Below are 16,504 nucleotides of genomic sequence, written 5' to 3'. Positions count from 1 at the left end.
GTTACGGCGACGTCTGCGCCGCCTCGTCTTCGGGTAGCTTGCCCGTCGCCTGGAAGATCACCCGCCTGGCCACCTCGACCGCATGGTCGGCGAAGCGTTCGTAGAAGCGGCCCAGCAGCGTCACGTCGACGGCGGCCGCCACACCGTGCTTCCATTCGCGGTCCATCAGCACCGAGAACAAGTGCCGGTGCAGATCGTCCATCGCGTCGTCTTCTTCGCGGATACGGGCGGCCTTCTCCGGATCGCGAGACAACACCACTTCTTGCGCGCTGTTGCCCAATTCGACTGCGACCCTGCCCATTTCAGCGAAATAGCCGTTGACCTCTTCGGGCAGAGCATGCTGAGGGTGGCGTCGACGAGCGATCTTGGCGACGTGCAGCGCGAGCGCGCCCATCCGGTCGATATCGGCCACCATCTGGATGGCACTCACGATGGACCGCAGATCGCCGGCCACCGGTGCCTGCAACGCCAGCAGGACAAAGGCGCTCTCCTCGGCGCGCGCACTCAACTGGGCTATCTCTTCGTGGCCGGAGATCACCTGTTCGGCCAGGACGAGATCGGCTTGCAAGAGCGCCTGGGTTGCCTGCTCCATAGCTACCCCCGCCAGCCCGCACATCTCGCCGAGGCGCTCGGACAAATCCGAGAGTTGCTCATGATAGGCGGTCCGCATATCGCCAAGCCTACTGACTCAGCGTGGTAATCGGCGATCTACTGAGCCGAAATACGGTTATTCACAGGTGGTATCGGCGGCGTTCGTCACCGTCAGGTCGTCCGGCAATTTGGTCGGCGTGCTACTCGGACTGTGGTCGATCTGGACGGACAACGACGAGCCGCTGGGCGCCGGAGTGCTCACCGACTTGAAGTCCGGGCCCAGCACTACCTGAACGACCTGTCCGTAGCCGGAAACGCGGGCAACCTTCGAGTTGGCGAATGCCGATGCCACCGTCGCGGCCGCTTGTTCGTTGCCGGGCGAGAAGAACACCGTCGTGGCGTTCAGCGAACTCGGATAGTCATCGGGTGACATGACGTTGAACCCGTTGCGTTTGAGTTGGCTGGTGGCGGTGGCGGCGAGTCCGCTCTGCGGGGTTGCATTGGAGACCCGCACAGTGACCTCGTCGGGCGAGGTCGTCGTCACCTGCTCGCGTCGCCCCTCGGGTGCGGCGCTCGGCGGCGATGACTTCTTGGTGGTGGGTGCGGTCGTCGGTCCCGAGCTCGGCGTCGTCGACAGGTTCTGCGCGTTCTGGTCGTTCTCCTCGGGCAGCGGATCATCGTTGATGATCGCGCTGAACAGGGCCTTCATGTCGGCGGTCCGCGGCGGTTCGTCGCCGTTCTGGTCTGTCACACCGGTGGGCACCGTGACGAAGGTGAAGTGCCCGGCGGCCATGCCCTGCAGCGACTGACCCAGCTGAACAAGGTCTTTGGTCTGGACGTTGTCCACGCGGCTGTTGCTGATGAACATGTTGACGACGTTGTTGAGCTTGTTGAGGTCGGTCAGCGTGGATTCAGAGATGAGCGAACGCAGCAGCGACGACAAGAACAATTGCTGGCGTTTGATGCGCCCGTAGTCGCCGTTGAATTCCGTGGTGATCTGGCGGGCCCGCACGTAGTTCAGCGCCGTTGGGCCATCGATGATCTGGCGTCCCGAATGCTCGAGGACGGTACCGAGTTCGTAGTCGTGCAGCGGGGTCTTGCTGCACACCTCCACGCCGCCGAGGGCTTCGACCATCTTGGCGAACCCGGCGAAGTCGACGGCGATGAACCGGTTGATGCTCAAACCGGACAGCTTCTGAATTTCCTTCACCAGACATTTCGGGCCGCCGAAGGAGAACGCCGAGTTCAGCTTGGTCTCGGTGTAGACCATCTTGGGACCCCAGGTCTTCGTCTTCTCGTCGTAGAGGGGGCCGTACTTACCGGTTTCGGGGTTCCACGCTTCGCACTGCATCGGGGTGATCGCCAGGTCGCGGGGGAAGGAGACCGCCACCACGCGTTTGCGGTTCGCCGGGATGTTGACCAGCATCACGGTGTCCGACCGGGCGCCGCCCGCGTCCTCGGTGTCACCCGCGCCCATGTCGGCGTTCTCCCCGGAGCGCGAATCCATGCCGACGATCAGGAAGTCTTCATCGCCGTACTGGCCACCAGGGTCGACGATGTCGCCGGAGTCCGGGTCGAGCGCATTGACGACGTTGAGGCGATGGTTTTTCGACGCACTCCACTGGTAAGCACCGCCGGTCACGGCCAGCGCCACCCCGGCACACAGCGCGGCCATCGATCGAACGACCAGCAGTATCGGCCGACGGCGGGACTTGCGTTTCGGCGCCGAGTTCGCGGGAGATTTCGGTCGGCGGATCCGCTTCGGCTTCACCGGACGCGCATCGCTGGGTTCCTCGACCGCGAGTTCCAGCTCGGTCTCGTCGCCATGCGGATAGTTCGTCAGCCCGAGGTCGGGAACCTCCGAGACCACGTCGAGCAAGTAGGCCGGGGTATCAATGACCTGGGTGTCCTGCAGGTCCGGCTCGGGTTCGTCGGCTCCCTCGTCGAGGGCCGCCCGGCGGTGCCTTGTGCCGGCGTTGGTTGCGCCGACCTTGGCGATCAGGTCCGCGACGCTGAGCGCACCGGAGGCATGGCTTCCACCGCCTCGCTCCGTGCTGCGGGCCGACCGCTCGACAGGTTCGGCCGGCTCTTGGTCGGATGTCTGGGCGGGCGGCTCGATCTGCCATCGGTGGACGCTGTCGTCGGCGAGTGGTTCGGAGAATCGCTCCCACGGTGCGGCGCTCGAGCCGGCCGAACTCGGGGAGGCATGACGGTCGCGGGGGCCACGGCGATGGTCAAGAGTGGCGTCCACCTCGCCGTCACTCATGTCCTACCCGCCTCCGAAGCCCTGATGCCGCCGTCAGTGATGTCCGTGCGCCAATTCACCGCCGCGCCACGCTAATAGCGCTGCAGCTTCGCCACCCCGTGGGTCGCGCCGTAATCCACAGCCCCTGGGCAGCGGGTTAAACCGACCGCTACCCAAACGCAATCAAGCAAGGTCCACATCGTACTGACTTATCGCCGCAGACGCGATTTCGAGCGGGTTCGGCTCAGCCGCCGGAGTGCATGACGTCGGCCCCCGCTGGAACCGTGCAGTCATCGGGGTCCTTCAGCCACCCTTCGGGCAGACTGACGCGGGCCGGTGAACCCTGGCGCCCGCGTGGCCCGGTCGCCGCCTCCGGGAACTCGACGGTGCGGTCCAGCCGGTCCAGCAGCGCGTCGAGCTCGTCGAGCGTGTTGACGAGGGCCAGCGCGCGCCGCAGATCGGATCCGGCCGGGAAACCGTGCAGATACCAGGCGACGTGTTTGCGGATGTCCCGCATGCCCTTGTCCTCACCGAAGTGCGCGGTGAGCAACTCGCCGTGCCGGCGCACGATGTCGGCGACCTCACCGAGCGTCGGCGGGGTGGGGGACAGGGTGCCGGTGAACGCGGCCGACAGTTCGGCGAACAGCCAGGGCCGGCCCAGGCAACCGCGGCCGATCACGACGCCGTCGCATCCGGTGCTGGCCATCATCGTCAGCGCGTCGCTGGCGTCGTAGATGTCGCCGTTGCCCAGCACCGGAATCGTCGTGACATGATGCTTGAGCAAAGCGATCTGCTCCCAGTCGGCGGTGCCGGAGTAACGCTGCGCCGCGGTTCGGGCATGCAGCGCGACCGCGGCCGCGCCCTCGGCTTCGGCGATGCGGCCGGCGTCGAGGTGGGTGTGGTGGTCGTCGTCAATGCCGATGCGGAACTTCACCGTCACCGGGATGTCGGTGCCTGCGGTGGCGCGCACCGCCGCGGCGACGATCTGGCCGAACAGGCGCCGCTTGAACGGCAGTGCCGCACCCCCGCCGCGCTTGGTGACCTTAGGCACCGGGCAGCCGAAGTTCATGTCGATGTGGTCGGCCAGGCCTTCGTCGGCGATCATCTTGGCCGCCGCGTAGGTGGTGGCCGGGTCGACGGTATACAGCTGCAACGAGCGCGGCGATTCGTCCGGGGCGAACGTCGTCATGTGCATCGTGACCGGATGCCGCTCGACGAGGGCCCGGGCGGTCACCATCTCGCAGACGTAGAGCCCGCTGACCGTGCCGACCCGGGTCAACTCCAGCTCCCGGCACAGTGTCCGGAATGCCACGTTGGTCACGCCTGCCATCGGTGCCAAGACCACCGGGCTGGCGAGCTCGATGGAGCCGATGCGCACTGCTTGGTTACCGCCTGCTCATCGCCAGCTTGCCGGCGGTCTGGTGCAGCTCGAACGCGGTGACCTTCTTGCCCGTGCGAGCTTCCCGCTCGAGCTGGCGCTGCTTGGACACCTCGAACTTGTCGCAGGCATCCTCGAGTTCCTTGATCAGCAGGCCGAGGTCGTCGCGCAGTGCGGCCGCCTCACCGGTGATGTCCTCGCGCTCGAAGAAGCGCCATTTCTTCAGCACCGGCATCACGACCTCGTCGAGGTGGATGCGCGGATCGTAGACGCCGCCGACGGCGATGTAGACGGCCTTGCGGCGGAACTCGGGCACCTGGAAGCCGGGCATCTGGAAGTTGCGCAGGATCTTGTGCAGCGACCTCGTCGCCTGGTTGGGGTCGATCTCGAAGCCGGCCTCGCTGACATCGCGATAGAAGATCATGTGCAGGTTCTCGTCGGCCGAGATCTTGCCCAGCAACTGGTCCGCGATGGGCTCGTTGCAGGCCCTACCGGTATTGCGGTGCGAAATCCTGGTCGCCAGCTCCTGGAAGGTCACGTAGATGACCGAGTCGAACAGGCTCTCGGCGAACAGATCGTCACGGACCTGGTGATTCTGGCCCGGGCTGAAGCCGCGGTTGACGACCTCGATGCGCAGCTTCTCCAGCTCGACGGGGTCGACCGCGCGGGTCACGACAAGATAGTCGCGCAGCGCGATGCCGTGCCTGTTCTCTTCGGCGGTCCATCGGTTGACCCAGGTACCCCAGGGGCCGTCGAGACCGAAGTTCATCGCGATCTCGCGGTGATAGGAAGGCAGATTGTCCTCGGTCATCAGGTTCTGCACCATCGCCACCTGGGCGAGGTCGGAGAGCTGGCTCTGCTCGGGGTCCCAGTCCTGCCCGCCGAGCGCGTAGAAGTTCTTGCCGTCCGACCACGGGATGTAGTCGTGCGGGTTCCACGGCTTGTGCATGCTCAGGTGCCGATTCAGGTACTTCTCGACGACCGGCTCCAGTTCGTGCAAAAGCTGCAAGTCCGTCAGGTCGGCTGTCGCTGGCATGACACCCCCAGTTATCTGTGTCTAATAGTTGCAGTCAATATATCTGTGTCGATCAGTAGCATCAAGTTCCGCCCCGGGCGCGCCGAGTAACAACTTGGCTACTTAGTCTGGACGGCTTTTCGCGGGCGAACGCGTTACTCGGATACCCCGTCCAGGGGCGGAACATACGGGGCCGCCGTGTTGAAGAGCATGTTCACGCAATAGTCGATGAACTGTTTGCGAGTGGCCCCGAGCTGCCTGTTCAGATAGGCAGTGAACAAGCTGGTCAGGCCGCCGACCAGGCTGGTGGCGATCATCTTCTGCAGCACCGGGTCGCCGATGTTGGACAGCTTTTTCTGCAGTAGGCCGATGAAGCTTGGCATCCACTCCGCGCCCGATTGCGTCAGGATCGGCTCGACGGCCGGCGCCAAGAGCAGCACGCGCCCGCGCACCGGATCATCGACCATCAGCTCGACGAACTGCTCGACCGCTTCCCGTGGGGTGTCCGCGGAGGTAAGGGTCGTCATGGCCCGGGCGCAAACATCGTCGTAGACCGCGCGCACGAATTCGTCGCGGTCGGAGAAACTCTCGTAGAAGTACCGTTCGGTCAACGCCGCCTTGCGGCAGACGGCCCGGACGGTCAGCGCTGGACCACGCTCGCTGCCCAGTAATTGCACGCCGGCGGCGATCAGGTTGTCGCGTCGCAGAGCGTGGCGACTTTCCAGGGGAACGCCTGACCAACGGCCCCGTCGTTGACCGGTCTGCACATCGCTCCTAAACTCTAAAATGACAACGCACGTAGTCAGAATCTCGGCTAGCTATAGGAAACCCAATAGTGACCCAACATACGTCCGCAGCCTGCCCACTGACCAGCGCCGAAGCTGGTAGCGGCGCGACCACTCTCGACGAGTTGGCAATGTCTGACCGCGCCTCTGACGGGGTCGCGAGCGGGTGTCCGGTATCACAATTCGGATATAACGCTTTACCACTGGGTCCCGATTCCCTGACGTGGCGCTACTTCGGGGATTGGCGCGGCATGTTGCAGGGGCCGTGGGCGGGATCCATGCAGAACATGCACCCGCAACTGGGCGCTGCGGTCAGCGACCACTCGACCTTCTTCCGGGAACGCTGGCCCCGGCTGTTGCGGTCGTTGTATCCGATCGGCGGCGTCGTCTTCGACGGGGACCGCGCTCCGGCCACCGGCGCCGAGGTGCGCGACTATCACGTCAACATCAAGGGTGTCGACGAGCAGGGTCGCCGCTATCACGCGCTGAATCCCGATGTCTTCTACTGGGCGCATGCCACCTTCTTCGTCGGGACTATCCATGTGGCAGAACGGTTCTGCGGCGGGCTGACCGAGGATCAGAAGCGGCAGCTGTTCGCCGAACACATCGACTGGTACCGGATGTACGGCATGAGCATGCGACCGGTCCCGGCGTCCTGGGAGGACTTCCAGGTTTACTGGGATCACATGTGCCGCAACGTATTAGAGGACCACGAGGCCGCACGTGCGGTGCTGGATCTGACCGACCTGCCCAAGCCGCCGTTTGCCGGCAAGGTTCCGGATTGGTTGTGGGCGGCGCAACGCAAACTGCTGGCGCCGTTCTTCGTCTGGTTCACCGTCGGTCTGTACGACCCGCCGGTGCGGCAGCTGATGGGCTACCAATGGTCACGCCGTGACGAATGGCTGCACCGGCGCCTCGGTGACCTGGTTCGTCTGGTGTTCGCTTGTGTGCCAGCACGATTCAGAAAGCACCCGCGGGCCAGGGCGGGGTTGGATCGGGCGTCTGGACGGATCCCGGCCGACGCGCCGCTGGTGCACACCCCGGCGCGCAACCTGCCGCCCGTCGACGAGCGGGACAACCCAATGCACTACTGCCCCAACGTTTCCTAGGGCGAGGCTGGGACGACCGTCGATTTACGCTCGCCGCCATTGCGTTCGTTCCACAACCGGTAGACCTCGACCGCGGCGTCTTGAGGCTGGTATCGCATGGGTAGCCGCCGCTGGTCCCAGCTTTTCGCGAATTCGTCGTAAAACGTCGAGACCTCAAAGTATTTGCGGTCGTCGAGGTAGTACTGCTCGTAGGACTCGCGGGTGATCAAGAAGACGACTTCCGCAGGCGAGCAGTAGTACAGCGAGCCCAGGCACATCGGGCACGGATGGGCCATCACGTAGATGGTGGCGTCAACCAGGTGCTCGGTGCCCAGCTTGATGCAGGCTTCGCGGATCGCGAGGATCTCGGCGTGGGCGGTCGGATCGTTGGACTGGGCGACCTTGTTGGCGCTCTCGGCGAGCACCTGGCCGTCCTGGACGATCACGGTCGCGAACGGCCGGCCGCCCTCGGCGACGTTTCGGCGGGCCAGCTCGATGGTCCGTCGGGCAAAATCGGTCACGGTTCCTCCGGCGCGGGCGGGCAGTTAAGTCGGAGAGTAGTCCCGACCGGTGCAGCGGCCGCCCGTCGTGGTAATAACTAGCTTGTCTATGTTTGTTGGAGATACGGATTCAGGGGAGCACTGTGGCGCGCACCGATAGCGATCGCTGGGACCTCGCGACGAGCGTCGGGGCGACAGCCACCATGGTTGCCGCCCACCGGGCGCTGTCCCACGATGAGAAGTTGATCGACGACCCGTACGCCGCGGCTTTGGTGCGGGCAGTCGGGATAGATGTGTACGTCCGCATGGTCGACGGGCAGATTCCGGTCGGCGGGGATGCCGAATTCGACCCTCGCCGCACGGCCGAGGGGATGGCGTGTCGCACCAGGTTCTACGACCAGTACTTCCTGGCAGCCGCACGCAGCGGCGTCGCGCAGGCGGTGATTCTCGCCTCGGGTCTGGATGCGCGCGCCTACCGTCTGCCGTGGCCGGCGGGCACCGTCGTCTACGAGGTCGACCTGCCCGACGTGATCGAGTTCAAGACCCTGACTCTGGGTGATCTCGGCGCACAGCCGACCGCGCAGCGGCGCGCCGTCGCGGTCGATCTGCGCGACGACTGGGCCGGCGCGCTACAGGCCGCGGGATTCGACCCGACGGCGCCCTCGGCGTGGAGCGCGGAGGGCTTGCTGGTGTACCTGCCCGACGAGGCTCAGGACACGTTGTTCGACCACATCACCGAGCTCAGCGCCCCGGGCAGCCAGCTGGCTTTCGAATTCGTCCCCGACACAGCGATTTTCGCGGATCCGCGGTGGCGCGCACACCACGACCGGATGAGCGAACTCGGCTTCGAAGTCGACTTCAACGATCTCGTCTACCACGGGCACCGCAGCCACCTCGTCGACCACCTCAAGCAGCGTGGCTGGGACGTGTCGTCACAGACGGTCAAGGAACTGCACGCGGCCAACGGCTTTCACTACCCCGACGACGACGTCGCGCAGGCGTTCGCCGATGTGACCTACAGCAGGGCTGTGCGTACCCGCTAGGGCTCAGGCCTGCAGGTCATCCTTCAGGCTGCTGGTGAGCATTTCCTGAAACACCGCACGGGCCGGCTCGTAGAGATTGTGGAACGTCGCACGGACCGCATCGCGGTTGTATTCGGGGATCGAGGCGGCCGGGGTCCAGAAGCTGTCGATGTCCAGCTGGAAAAACGGTCCGGGCTGCGCCGGCAGGGTGCGGCGCAGGTAGTAGTTGGGGTCCAGGGCCTGGCCGATGCCCGGTCCGTAGCGCACGATCATCGATTTGCCCGGTTGCTGTTCGCGGTAGACCGCAGCGCCCTGCCATTCGGTGAGGGTCAGGCCGCCGGGAGCGATGCGTTGCGGGCCGAGCAGCGGCTCGGCGATCCATTCGGCCCAGTCGATGCGACCGTCGGCGCCCAGCGGGACGCGGATCTCCAGCAGATAGCGCAGACCGATGCGTTCCACGCCGACGATCGAAGACACCTGGGAACGAGCCTCGATGACGCGCATCGCGACGTCTGACAGCGCATCGAAGGTGGAGTAGGCGGTGGTCTCGATGACGATTGCCTGGTTCTTGATCGAGGCGGCCAGCGTGCCGTCCCGGTTCACATAGCGGGCGAACTGTTCCGCCGTCGGCGCAGGGCCTCCCCCTGGAGCCATCGCCCAGGCGACGTCCTGAGCTTGGCGTTCGATGGGCAGGTCGTCGGCGAGCAGGCTTTTGAGCTCCCGGCTCGACGATTCGGTGAGGGAATCCGTTGCGGGGTGACGGATTTCCATCGTTACCAGGGCTGCGGGCGCGTTTTGCCAGGCCGGATCGACACTCACCCGCGAAGCATAGCCAAGTCGGGTCAGGGTCAAACGAGGACTTCGGCAAGCCCTCAGCCTCGTAACGGGCCAGCGATCGGTGCAGCGTTTGACGCGCCACCCCGACCTTTTCCGCGGCCTGCGACACCGACAAACCGTCGCCGATCACCGCCAACACGGCCGCATACCGTTGCTCGGCCAGACTCAACTCCCTCATCTCGGGAGTGTCAGGATCAGCCGAAGTAACTGTCAACCATCAGCCGAAACACTGTCGCGCATCAGCCGAAGGAGAAATGTCACGCATCAGCCGAGGTAATACAGCGTTTTTGTGCCCCCACTAGGACTCGAACCTAGGACCTGCGGATTAAAAGTCCGTAGCTCTACCAACTGAGCTATAGGGGCGGCGAACGTTCAGGATACTTGGGCTCGAAACGCGACTCGAACGGCGCTCGTTTGAGGATTAGGCCTGCGGTGACCTAAGCTAGCGTGGCTTCCAACGGTAGTTGCGTTGCGAGTACCCCGGAGTGATTCGGTTCGGGCCCCCATCGTCTAGTGGCCTAGGACGCCGCCCTTTCACGGCGGTAGCACGGGTTCGAATCCCGTTGGGGGTACACGCAACGGCGGTAACGTCGGAGCGAGCAGTACAGCAAGGCCCTGTGGCGCAGTTGGTTAGCGCGCCGCCCTGTCACGGCGGAGGTCGCGGGTTCGAGTCCCGTCAGGGTCGCCCTTAAGGCGAGGCACGTTATCGGTGCCTTCCGGGCCAGGTAGCTCAGTTGGTACGAGCGTCCGCCTGAAAAGCGGAAGGTCGGCGGTTCGATCCCGCCCCTGGCCACCAGTCTTGAGCTGCACGGACGCGGTGATGGCACTCTATGGATGGTTCGGTGTGTCCGGTTCCTGTCCGTTCGCCCGGTTTTTGGCGACGTCCTGAAGCCGGTCGAGATTCGTGGCTACGTGGTCGAGTTCGTCTGAATAGAGGTCGCTGTAGATGTTCGCGGTGACGGTCGGCGTCGAGTGCCCCATCGTCTTCTGGACGTAGCGGAGGTCGGCGCCGGAGGCCCGGGCCAGGCTGGCGTAGGTGTGGCGCAGGTCGTGAATCGTCAGCGGCACCAGTCCGGTTTTCTTTAGGGCTTCGTTCCAGTCGGTATGCCGGCGCCAGTTGTTTGATCTGAGGAACCCGCCATTTGGCGAGGTGATTGCATGTTCTGTGGGCGCGCGATTATCGATCCTTGGTTTGAGCGCGTCGATGACGATTTGGGGGAGTGGGACGGTTCGGGCGGCGGCGCGAGTTTTTGGCGGCCCGACGATGATCCGGCCTTCCACTTCTGGCGCGGCCTGGCGGACATAGAGCCGACGCGCAGTTAGGTCGATGTCGCCGACCCGCAGGCCGACGAGTTCGGACCAGCGCAGGCCGGTGAAGGCGAGGATGATCACCACGTCGCCGTGGTCGCCGCATGCGGCTGCCAGGGCGGCGACTTCGGTGGCGGTCAGATAGCGGTGGCGTTCTCGGGTGGGTATCCGCCCGGATGACACCCCGTCAGCCGGGTTGCTGTGGATTCGACCGTCCTCGCGCGCCATGTCGAGAATCGACCGCAGCAGCCGCAGCGTGGCGAGTTTGGCCCAGGGACCGACGGTCATGGAATCGATGAATTGCTGTATATCCTTTCGGCTGATTTCATCAACCGGGACGTGGCCGAAACGCGGACTGATGCGTAGTTCCCAATGCTGGGTGTAGCCGCTCCAGGTCTTGGGCGACACTGCGGGGCGTTTCAACGCGCTGTATTGCGTCCAGACAGCGGCGAGTTTGGCCCGGCCAAGTCGGGGGTCGAAGCGTCTGGCGCCGATCGCCGCTTCGCCATCCCGGTCGGCCTTGAATGCCCGCGCTTCTCGCAAGGTGGCGAACGTCGACGACGTCTCAGCCCATCCCGACGGGGAGTCTGAATCACGCACCAGGTAGCGCACTTGATAGCGCGGCAGACCGGCCGAATTGATCCGCTTTCGGATACCGCGCGGGACCGATCCGGCCACTTAGCGACGCACCTTACGAAGCCATGCGCGGACTTCAGCTGCGTCCCAACGTCTTACGCGATCAGATAGCGTGTAGCAGGGCGGTCCCACGTCTGCGCCGTGTTCGCGCAATGCGCCCCATCGACTCACCGTCGCAGCGGACACGCCAAGCAGCTCGGCCACCTGCTCCGCTGTTAGAAGCTCTGGAAAGGTCGCTGTCGCGGTGGCGCTGGTTTTGATGCCGAGGGTTGTCATGCCGATGTCCTCAGTTCTCTGCTGAACCAGCGCGACTTGAGCTTGTAGGCCCGTATTCTTGTGCGACAGAACGGATTAGCGAATCGGGCCAGAAGTCGGCGCGTACTCGCATCGTTGACCCGTCTTCGGCGATGACGTATCCGGTACCAGGCTCATTTGGGTTGATCCGATGCGCGGGGGCGGCGTCGGCGAGGCCGTCACCCAAGACCATGGCGACTTCGTCGCGTGAGCGCAGCCGCAGTGCGACGGTTTGGGTGAACAACCCGCGCATGGGCAGAATCTCCTTGCGAGGGTCCTGCATGAATGCGGCGACCACGATGCCTACAGCCCTACCCTTTGTCAGGATGCGTGAGAGTGAGCCCGCAACTTGCTTCCTCAGTGCCGCGTCCGTCATGTATGCGGTCAAGCCCGCGAATTCATCGATGAGCAGCACGACGAGCGGTTCGGCGGTGCTCGGTGTGTGCGAACGCGCTCGGCCGGCCATCCTGCGACCGCGGCTGTCTAGTAGCTCCTCCAAGTTGGTCAGCAGTCTCGCGGCGTTGGCCTCGGTCGTCGCAATGCCGCTGAATAGTGCAGACCCGACTGACACTTCGATCCCGTACTTGAGATCCACGGCGAACAGCCGCACGGTTCCCGCCTTGATGGCTGGGCCTAATCCGCCTGCAATGCCCCAAAAAACGGAGCCCTTGCCCGCACCCGAGCACCCAACAGTGAGGGTGTGCAGGCCGGCGACGCGCAGAGTCCATGCCGACCCATTCTCACGCCGGCCGACCTCGACGCCCGTCGGCTCGACGCTGGTTGGGAATGCAGCGGTCTCTGCCTCTGAAAGGCATTGTTTCATAACGAATTCCACGCGAACCGTGCCGGGGCCGATCAGTGTCGAGCGGGCGGAATGCGCCCCGACAGCGTCACGAATTGCGGGGACCGCGTTTTCGAGGTCGTCCACCGTCTGGCCGGTCCGTGTTCGGACTGTCATCCGTAGGCAGTCGCCGAACATGCTCACCCCGAGAAGGCGAGGATGAGTCCAAACTGTCCTCGTCCTGCTCTTGCCCTGTGCGTCCGTGCGTGTGACGTGCTCGGGAGTCGACAACCCGCAGGCCTTGGCAACCCGTGGCCAGGAGATCGATGCCCAGATCAGCCATCGGGCCCGACATGCTGGTGTTGCAACATAACGCCCAAATGTGGCGGGGGAACGCACTCTCCAAACGACGAGCGAAACGGCGACCACGCCGATCACCGCAATGAGCCACATGGCGCCGACCGCCAGCAGGTGCGTGAGGTCAAAGAAGTCGATGCCGGCGTCGGGATCTGGAATCGAATACGGATCGCTAGGTACTACGGGGTCGTACGGACTCATGCTGACACCCGGTCTCCCGCTGAGGACCCCGCCTTGCCGGTGTCCGCAGTCATACCCGAGGCCCGAAACGACCACGCGATGCGGCCGGATTCGCTCGAACGGTCTACGTACGGCAATATGTATAGTTCCTCGAAAATCACTGGTGTGAAGGGCATTCCGGCAGTGTTCGGTGGGCACACAGGCTGCTTGGGCGTTGCGAACTTGACGGTGAGAGTGCGCGCTCGCTTACTAGCTGTCGGGTCGCCGTCGAGGACTTCGACCTGCCACAACGGAGCGCCTGATTCTCGATCAGTCGCCTGGACCTTGTTGTCCTTCGTCGACCGCTCGTAATCGATCACCGCCGTCACGTCGGACACCACAAACGCTTTGCGTGGGAAAACCTGCTGGTGTGACACCTTGAGCCATTTCGGCACAGACATTTGTCGACCTTTCATGAGAACTGCTCTAGACAAGTTGAGGTTACATAGTCGTCTAGAGGAGTGCAACGGTCGACGCCCAGTTGATCGAAGACTTTGGGCTCAGCGGGCCGGGAACTCGTATTCGAGCAGGTAGGCGGAAGCAACTTTCACCGTGTCGCAGACCTCAACCGCCACGTCATTCGCGTCATATGCGGTTCGCAGCACTGTCAATACGGGAACGCCTGGTTCGAGTTCCAGTTGCCGCCGTTCTTCGGGAGTGGGCATTCGGGCTGCGACCTCCTCGGTGAAGTGACCGAGTACGTGGCCATTCTCTTCCAGTCGGGCGTAGATGCCCCCGGGCCCAGTGTCCACCTGCTCGATCCTCGTGCCTTCGGCGAAAGCAGCCGGGATGAAGGAGACCGCCGTTTCAACCGGTCGGCCATTCGCCAGGTAGCGGCGCGATCGCACGACGATGTCATCGTCCGGTGATAATCGAAGTCGTTCCGCTACAAACGAATTCGGCTTCTCGCGGCTCACCGCAATATTGTCGACTTGCGGCGAGTAACCCGATTTCTCGGCCTCGACGGTAAACGCCGCCTTGCCTGCCGCGCGATGCTGTCGCGCGAATCGATCCGACGCGAGCCGGCGGATGGGGGGCGTCGGGCGAATAAACACCCCGCGGCCATGCTGCGAGACGACCAGTCCCTCGGAACGAAGCTCCTGCACAGCTTGTCTTACCGTCATGCGTGCCACACCGAAATGCTCGATAAGTTCCGTCTCAGACGGCAGTCGTTCCCCGGGAGCTAGCCGGTTGGAACGGATCGCTTCTCGCAACATGCCCGCGATCTGCCGATATGGCGGCTTGTCATCGGCTCTGTCGATTTGTCCAAGTTGCAGCACCCGCTGGCCTTCCATCACATGTCTAGACGACTAGTCTAGGAAGCCAGTCAACCCGTGTCTCTTCTGCCGGCATCGAACAAGGAGGACCCCAGAAATGGCAACCTCGCCTAAGCACTCGGTCAGTGTCGCCGGCATCGTAGTGCGTGACGATGATCGCGTTCTCGTGATCAGGCGGGACGACAACGGCCACTGGGAAGCCCCTGGTGGTGTACTCGAACTAGGCGAATCTTTTGAGGACGGTGTTCGGCGCGAAGTCCTTGAGGAAACCGGATTGACGGTGAAGGTAGAACGTCTCACCGGCGTTTACAAGAACCTGACCCATGGGATTGTCGCTCTGGTCTACCGCTGCCATCCGGCCGATGGGGACACTCACCCCACTGCGGAAGCCCGCGAGGTTCGTTGGATGACAAGGGAGGAAGTTCAGTCAGCGATGAATCCTGCATTCGCGGTGCGTGTACTGGACGCGTTCGACGAAGAAACTCATTCGCGGGTCCATGACGGCGTCAACCTCGTGTCGGGCTGCTAGGGGTCCACTACACGCTGTCCGGATGTAATCCGAACAGTGCTTGATAGAACACTGCTCGCTTTGGGGGCGCTGGCTCGACCTCGCCCGGACGAGCCTGCACGCATCCCAGGAACGCACTAGACGACGGCGCATTCGCCGGTTTGTTCCGGACGATAAGTTTCGTGAACGCTTCGATGTACTCGAGCGCCGCTCGGATGAGGGTGAAACCGGTTGTCGCAAGGTCGGCCACCATTGACGAACCGGTAAAGGGCGAAACAGGTTCGGTCTGCCACACTCCCAGCGCGTCGTAGTGGTGCTGAGTCATCTCATTGTCGGCACCGAGGGCTAACTCGGGAATCACACTGAGATTCAGCGCCACGTTCATCGTGTTGCCGTAGCTGCGGCCAGGGTGGGTGTCGACGGCAAGAACGCCATCGTGGATGTGATTCCTCAACTGCTTGCAGAGCCACGCATACACCCGCAGGCGCGTCACGTCACCCAAAAGTGACTGGTCGTACTGCGTTCGCACTTCCTTGTCGATGAAGGTCCGCGAGTCGAGTGATCCCCGAGCCTTTTTCCGATCAACTGACGGGTCGACCATCGCTTGGTAAGCACGCCCGAAAATATCGAAAACTGCTGCAAGATAGAGTAATTCACGGTCAAAAGCTTCAGCGGTAGCCTCGGCAACATCTTCGTTCCGCTTCCCGTCCAGCGGGTTCGACAGCGCGGCCAGCAGATCGTCGAACGCGCGCGCTGCACGTCTCAGGCGGATGCGAACCGACGTGAATGCCTCTGCGGCCTCAGGTCCACCTTTAGCGGCAGCCGCAAACATTGAAGCGGCATCGAAGTATGGCAATCCGCTGACCGTGCCCCAGTCGTAAAGATTGACGATGGTCGCAGTCGACTCCGTCGTCTCCCAGCTTCCGCCACCCACCAACATGCCGCGCTCGACCGTCACAACCGGATTGCTAGTCACCCGCAAGTAGTGACCGATGAGTGGTACAGCCGCGTCGGGTGTCACGCTGACGACCACATCGTTGTCGGCGACATCTGTTCGTCCCGCAGTGGGGGCGGTGGTGACGATGGCATCGATGCCAACAGCCCCGGCGGCGGCAGCATAGGCAGCTGCACGATGTCGCTGATCGAGCGTCAACGGGGGGAGGCCGTCCGGCGCATCGTGCTCATCGAGCTGCTGGTACGCGGCGAAGAACCGAGCCTTGGACCAGGCACGGTAGCTCTCGCCACGAGCGGTGCTGACGGAGAACTCGGCCGCGTCGCAGAACTTGCCTGCGTCAGCTACGTTCGTGAAATTGACGGTGTGGCAAGGCGGTTCATCGAGCAACTCGGTCCACCCGCTCGGAGCTTCCGTTGCCGCCGGGATCAATAGGTGCACCTCGATCTCGTCGCGCGTCAGGAACCCGGTGATGTAGCCCTCCTCCGGCGGCTCCGCGATGGTCCCGACATCAATGCCCAGCCGCACCGGGCGCGTTGCCGGCCTCAATGGGTACAGAGGCTCCAACTTCGAGTCTCTCGTCGGCGGCCGAACGTAGCGCATGAAGCGCCAGTTGGGCCGGCCGGATGGGATGGTGATCGCCATATTGGGATGGTCGCACTTGGGGATGACAACTCAGATCGGTCCGTAGTGTTCGCATTCCGACGACTG

The 16,504-nt window shown here is 63.7% G+C and carries 16 protein-coding genes, 4 tRNA genes and 1 pseudogene; 6 read left to right on the top strand and 15 right to left on the bottom strand.

The window, feature by feature from the left end:
* Position 1: 1 nt before the first annotated feature.
* From phoU to AC5Y5O_RS13635, 5 genes are all read right to left on the bottom strand, one after another.
* Positions 2 to 670, bottom strand: a complete 669-nt coding sequence (gene phoU, locus AC5Y5O_RS13655; protein WP_096290154.1) for a phosphate signaling complex protein PhoU — start codon at positions 668 to 670, stop codon at positions 2 to 4.
* Positions 671 to 727: 57 nt separating this feature from the next.
* Positions 728 to 2,857, bottom strand: a complete 2,130-nt coding sequence (locus AC5Y5O_RS13650) for an LCP family protein (protein WP_096290153.1) — start codon at positions 2,855 to 2,857, stop codon at positions 728 to 730.
* Between the two features lie 223 nt (positions 2,858 to 3,080).
* Positions 3,081 to 4,214 (bottom strand): tRNA dihydrouridine synthase DusB, encoded by a 1,134-nt coding sequence (gene dusB, locus AC5Y5O_RS13645; RefSeq protein ID WP_500025579.1) that lies wholly within the window; start codon positions 4,212 to 4,214, stop codon positions 3,081 to 3,083.
* A 7-nt stretch (positions 4,215 to 4,221) separates the two neighbouring features.
* Positions 4,222 to 5,250 (bottom strand): acyl-ACP desaturase, encoded by a 1,029-nt coding sequence (locus AC5Y5O_RS13640; protein ID WP_096290151.1) that lies wholly within the window; start codon positions 5,248 to 5,250, stop codon positions 4,222 to 4,224.
* Positions 5,251 to 5,384: 134 nt separating this feature from the next.
* The gene (locus AC5Y5O_RS13635) at positions 5,385 to 5,996 is read right to left on the bottom strand and encodes a TetR/AcrR family transcriptional regulator (protein ID WP_096290150.1); all 612 of its coding nucleotides are present in this window, start codon (positions 5,994 to 5,996) and stop codon (positions 5,385 to 5,387) included.
* 68 nt (positions 5,997 to 6,064) lie between these two features.
* Between AC5Y5O_RS13635 and AC5Y5O_RS13630 the strand changes: the two genes are divergently transcribed.
* Positions 6,065 to 7,123, top strand: a complete 1,059-nt coding sequence (locus AC5Y5O_RS13630; RefSeq protein ID WP_423790939.1) for an oxygenase MpaB family protein — start codon at positions 6,065 to 6,067, stop codon at positions 7,121 to 7,123.
* Here the strand turns inward: AC5Y5O_RS13630 and AC5Y5O_RS13625 are convergent.
* Entirely contained in the window at positions 7,120 to 7,623 is a 504-nt protein-coding gene (locus AC5Y5O_RS13625; RefSeq protein WP_096290148.1) for a nucleoside deaminase, read from the bottom strand. The genes AC5Y5O_RS13630 and AC5Y5O_RS13625 overlap by 4 nt on opposite strands.
* Positions 7,624 to 7,745: 122 nt before the next feature.
* Between AC5Y5O_RS13625 and AC5Y5O_RS13620 the strand changes: the two genes are divergently transcribed.
* Positions 7,746 to 8,645 (top strand): class I SAM-dependent methyltransferase, encoded by a 900-nt coding sequence (locus tag AC5Y5O_RS13620; protein WP_096290147.1) that lies wholly within the window; start codon positions 7,746 to 7,748, stop codon positions 8,643 to 8,645.
* 3 nt (positions 8,646 to 8,648) lie between these two features.
* Here AC5Y5O_RS13620 and AC5Y5O_RS13615 read toward each other — a convergent pair whose 3' ends face one another.
* The 3 genes and pseudogenes from AC5Y5O_RS13615 to AC5Y5O_RS13605 form a co-directional block, all read right to left on the bottom strand.
* Positions 8,649 to 9,470, bottom strand: coding sequence for a TIGR04255 family protein (locus tag AC5Y5O_RS13615; RefSeq protein WP_423790954.1), 822 nt, complete (start codon positions 9,468 to 9,470; stop codon positions 8,649 to 8,651).
* Between the two features lie 19 nt (positions 9,471 to 9,489).
* Positions 9,490 to 9,639 (bottom strand): annotated as a pseudogene (locus AC5Y5O_RS13610) (helix-turn-helix domain-containing protein); the annotation flags it as partial.
* Between the two features lie 112 nt (positions 9,640 to 9,751).
* Positions 9,752 to 9,824: transfer RNA gene (locus tag AC5Y5O_RS13605), tRNA-Lys, on the bottom strand.
* Between the two features lie 136 nt (positions 9,825 to 9,960).
* On the opposite strand from AC5Y5O_RS13605, the gene AC5Y5O_RS13600 reads away from it, so the two are divergent.
* The 3 genes from AC5Y5O_RS13600 to AC5Y5O_RS13590 all read left to right on the top strand — a co-directional run bounded on the left by AC5Y5O_RS13600 (position 9,961) and on the right by AC5Y5O_RS13590 (position 10,257).
* A tRNA-Glu gene (locus AC5Y5O_RS13600) sits at positions 9,961 to 10,033 on the top strand.
* A gap of 39 nt (positions 10,034 to 10,072) precedes the next feature.
* Positions 10,073 to 10,146 (top strand) — tRNA-Asp (locus AC5Y5O_RS13595).
* A 34-nt stretch (positions 10,147 to 10,180) separates the two neighbouring features.
* Positions 10,181 to 10,257 (top strand) — tRNA-Phe (locus AC5Y5O_RS13590).
* Positions 10,258 to 10,289: 32 nt separating this feature from the next.
* Here the strand turns inward: AC5Y5O_RS13590 and AC5Y5O_RS13585 are convergent.
* The 5 genes from AC5Y5O_RS13585 to AC5Y5O_RS13565 all read right to left on the bottom strand — a co-directional run bounded on the left by AC5Y5O_RS13585 (position 10,290) and on the right by AC5Y5O_RS13565 (position 14,351).
* On the bottom strand, positions 10,290 to 11,447 hold the full coding sequence (locus AC5Y5O_RS13585) for a tyrosine-type recombinase/integrase (protein ID WP_008263933.1): 1,158 nt from the start codon (positions 11,445 to 11,447) through the stop codon (positions 10,290 to 10,292).
* On the bottom strand, positions 11,448 to 11,681 hold the full coding sequence (locus AC5Y5O_RS13580) for a helix-turn-helix transcriptional regulator (RefSeq protein WP_008263943.1): 234 nt from the start codon (positions 11,679 to 11,681) through the stop codon (positions 11,448 to 11,450).
* 10 nt (positions 11,682 to 11,691) lie between these two features.
* Positions 11,692 to 13,038 (bottom strand): hypothetical protein, encoded by a 1,347-nt coding sequence (locus AC5Y5O_RS13575; protein WP_020821580.1) that lies wholly within the window; start codon positions 13,036 to 13,038, stop codon positions 11,692 to 11,694.
* On the bottom strand, positions 13,035 to 13,457 hold the full coding sequence (locus AC5Y5O_RS13570; RefSeq protein ID WP_008263947.1) for a hypothetical protein: 423 nt from the start codon (positions 13,455 to 13,457) through the stop codon (positions 13,035 to 13,037). The genes AC5Y5O_RS13575 and AC5Y5O_RS13570 overlap by 4 nt, the downstream gene beginning before the upstream one ends.
* Positions 13,458 to 13,556: 99 nt before the next feature.
* The gene (locus AC5Y5O_RS13565) at positions 13,557 to 14,351 is read right to left on the bottom strand and encodes a GntR family transcriptional regulator (protein ID WP_020821582.1); all 795 of its coding nucleotides are present in this window, start codon (positions 14,349 to 14,351) and stop codon (positions 13,557 to 13,559) included.
* A 79-nt stretch (positions 14,352 to 14,430) separates the two neighbouring features.
* Here AC5Y5O_RS13565 and AC5Y5O_RS13560 point away from each other — a divergent pair, with 79 nt between their 5' ends.
* A complete protein-coding gene (locus AC5Y5O_RS13560; RefSeq protein WP_008263949.1) occupies positions 14,431 to 14,862 on the top strand; it encodes an NUDIX hydrolase in 432 nt (143 codons plus the stop codon).
* Positions 14,863 to 14,869: 7 nt separating this feature from the next.
* Here the strand turns inward: AC5Y5O_RS13560 and AC5Y5O_RS13555 are convergent, their stop codons facing one another.
* Positions 14,870 to 16,438: a hypothetical protein gene (locus tag AC5Y5O_RS13555; protein WP_224097130.1), complete on the bottom strand. Its 1,569-nt coding sequence runs from the start codon at positions 16,436 to 16,438 to the stop codon at positions 14,870 to 14,872.
* Between the last annotated feature and the right edge of the window lie 66 nt (positions 16,439 to 16,504).

It is taken from the genome of Mycobacterium sp. NGS40 (genome assembly GCF_059812735.1).
Note: the sequence above shows the minus strand (reverse complement) of the source record. Positions and strands in the feature narration are given on the sequence as shown.

What these genes read in the sequence shown, in the direction of transcription:
- phoU (WP_096290154.1), bottom strand. Translation starts at nt 670, where the DNA reads ATGCGGACCGCCTATCATGAGCAACTCTCGGATTTGTCCGAGCGCCTC.
- AC5Y5O_RS13650 (WP_096290153.1), bottom strand. Translation starts at nt 2,857, where the DNA reads ATGAGTGACGGCGAGGTGGACGCCACTCTTGACCATCGCCGTGGCCCC.
- AC5Y5O_RS13640 (WP_096290151.1), bottom strand. Translation starts at nt 5,250, where the DNA reads ATGCCAGCGACAGCCGACCTGACGGACTTGCAGCTTTTGCACGAACTG.
- AC5Y5O_RS13580 (WP_008263943.1), bottom strand. Translation starts at nt 11,681, where the DNA reads ATGACAACCCTCGGCATCAAAACCAGCGCCACCGCGACAGCGACCTTT.
- AC5Y5O_RS13575 (WP_020821580.1), bottom strand. Translation starts at nt 13,038, where the DNA reads ATGAGTCCGTACGACCCCGTAGTACCTAGCGATCCGTATTCGATTCCA.
- AC5Y5O_RS13570 (WP_008263947.1), bottom strand. Translation starts at nt 13,457, where the DNA reads ATGTCTGTGCCGAAATGGCTCAAGGTGTCACACCAGCAGGTTTTCCCA.
- AC5Y5O_RS13565 (WP_020821582.1), bottom strand. Translation starts at nt 14,351, where the DNA reads ATGGAAGGCCAGCGGGTGCTGCAACTTGGACAAATCGACAGAGCCGAT.
- AC5Y5O_RS13560 (WP_008263949.1), top strand. Translation starts at nt 14,431, where the DNA reads ATGGCAACCTCGCCTAAGCACTCGGTCAGTGTCGCCGGCATCGTAGTG.
- AC5Y5O_RS13555 (WP_224097130.1), bottom strand. Translation starts at nt 16,438, where the DNA reads ATGGCGATCACCATCCCATCCGGCCGGCCCAACTGGCGCTTCATGCGC.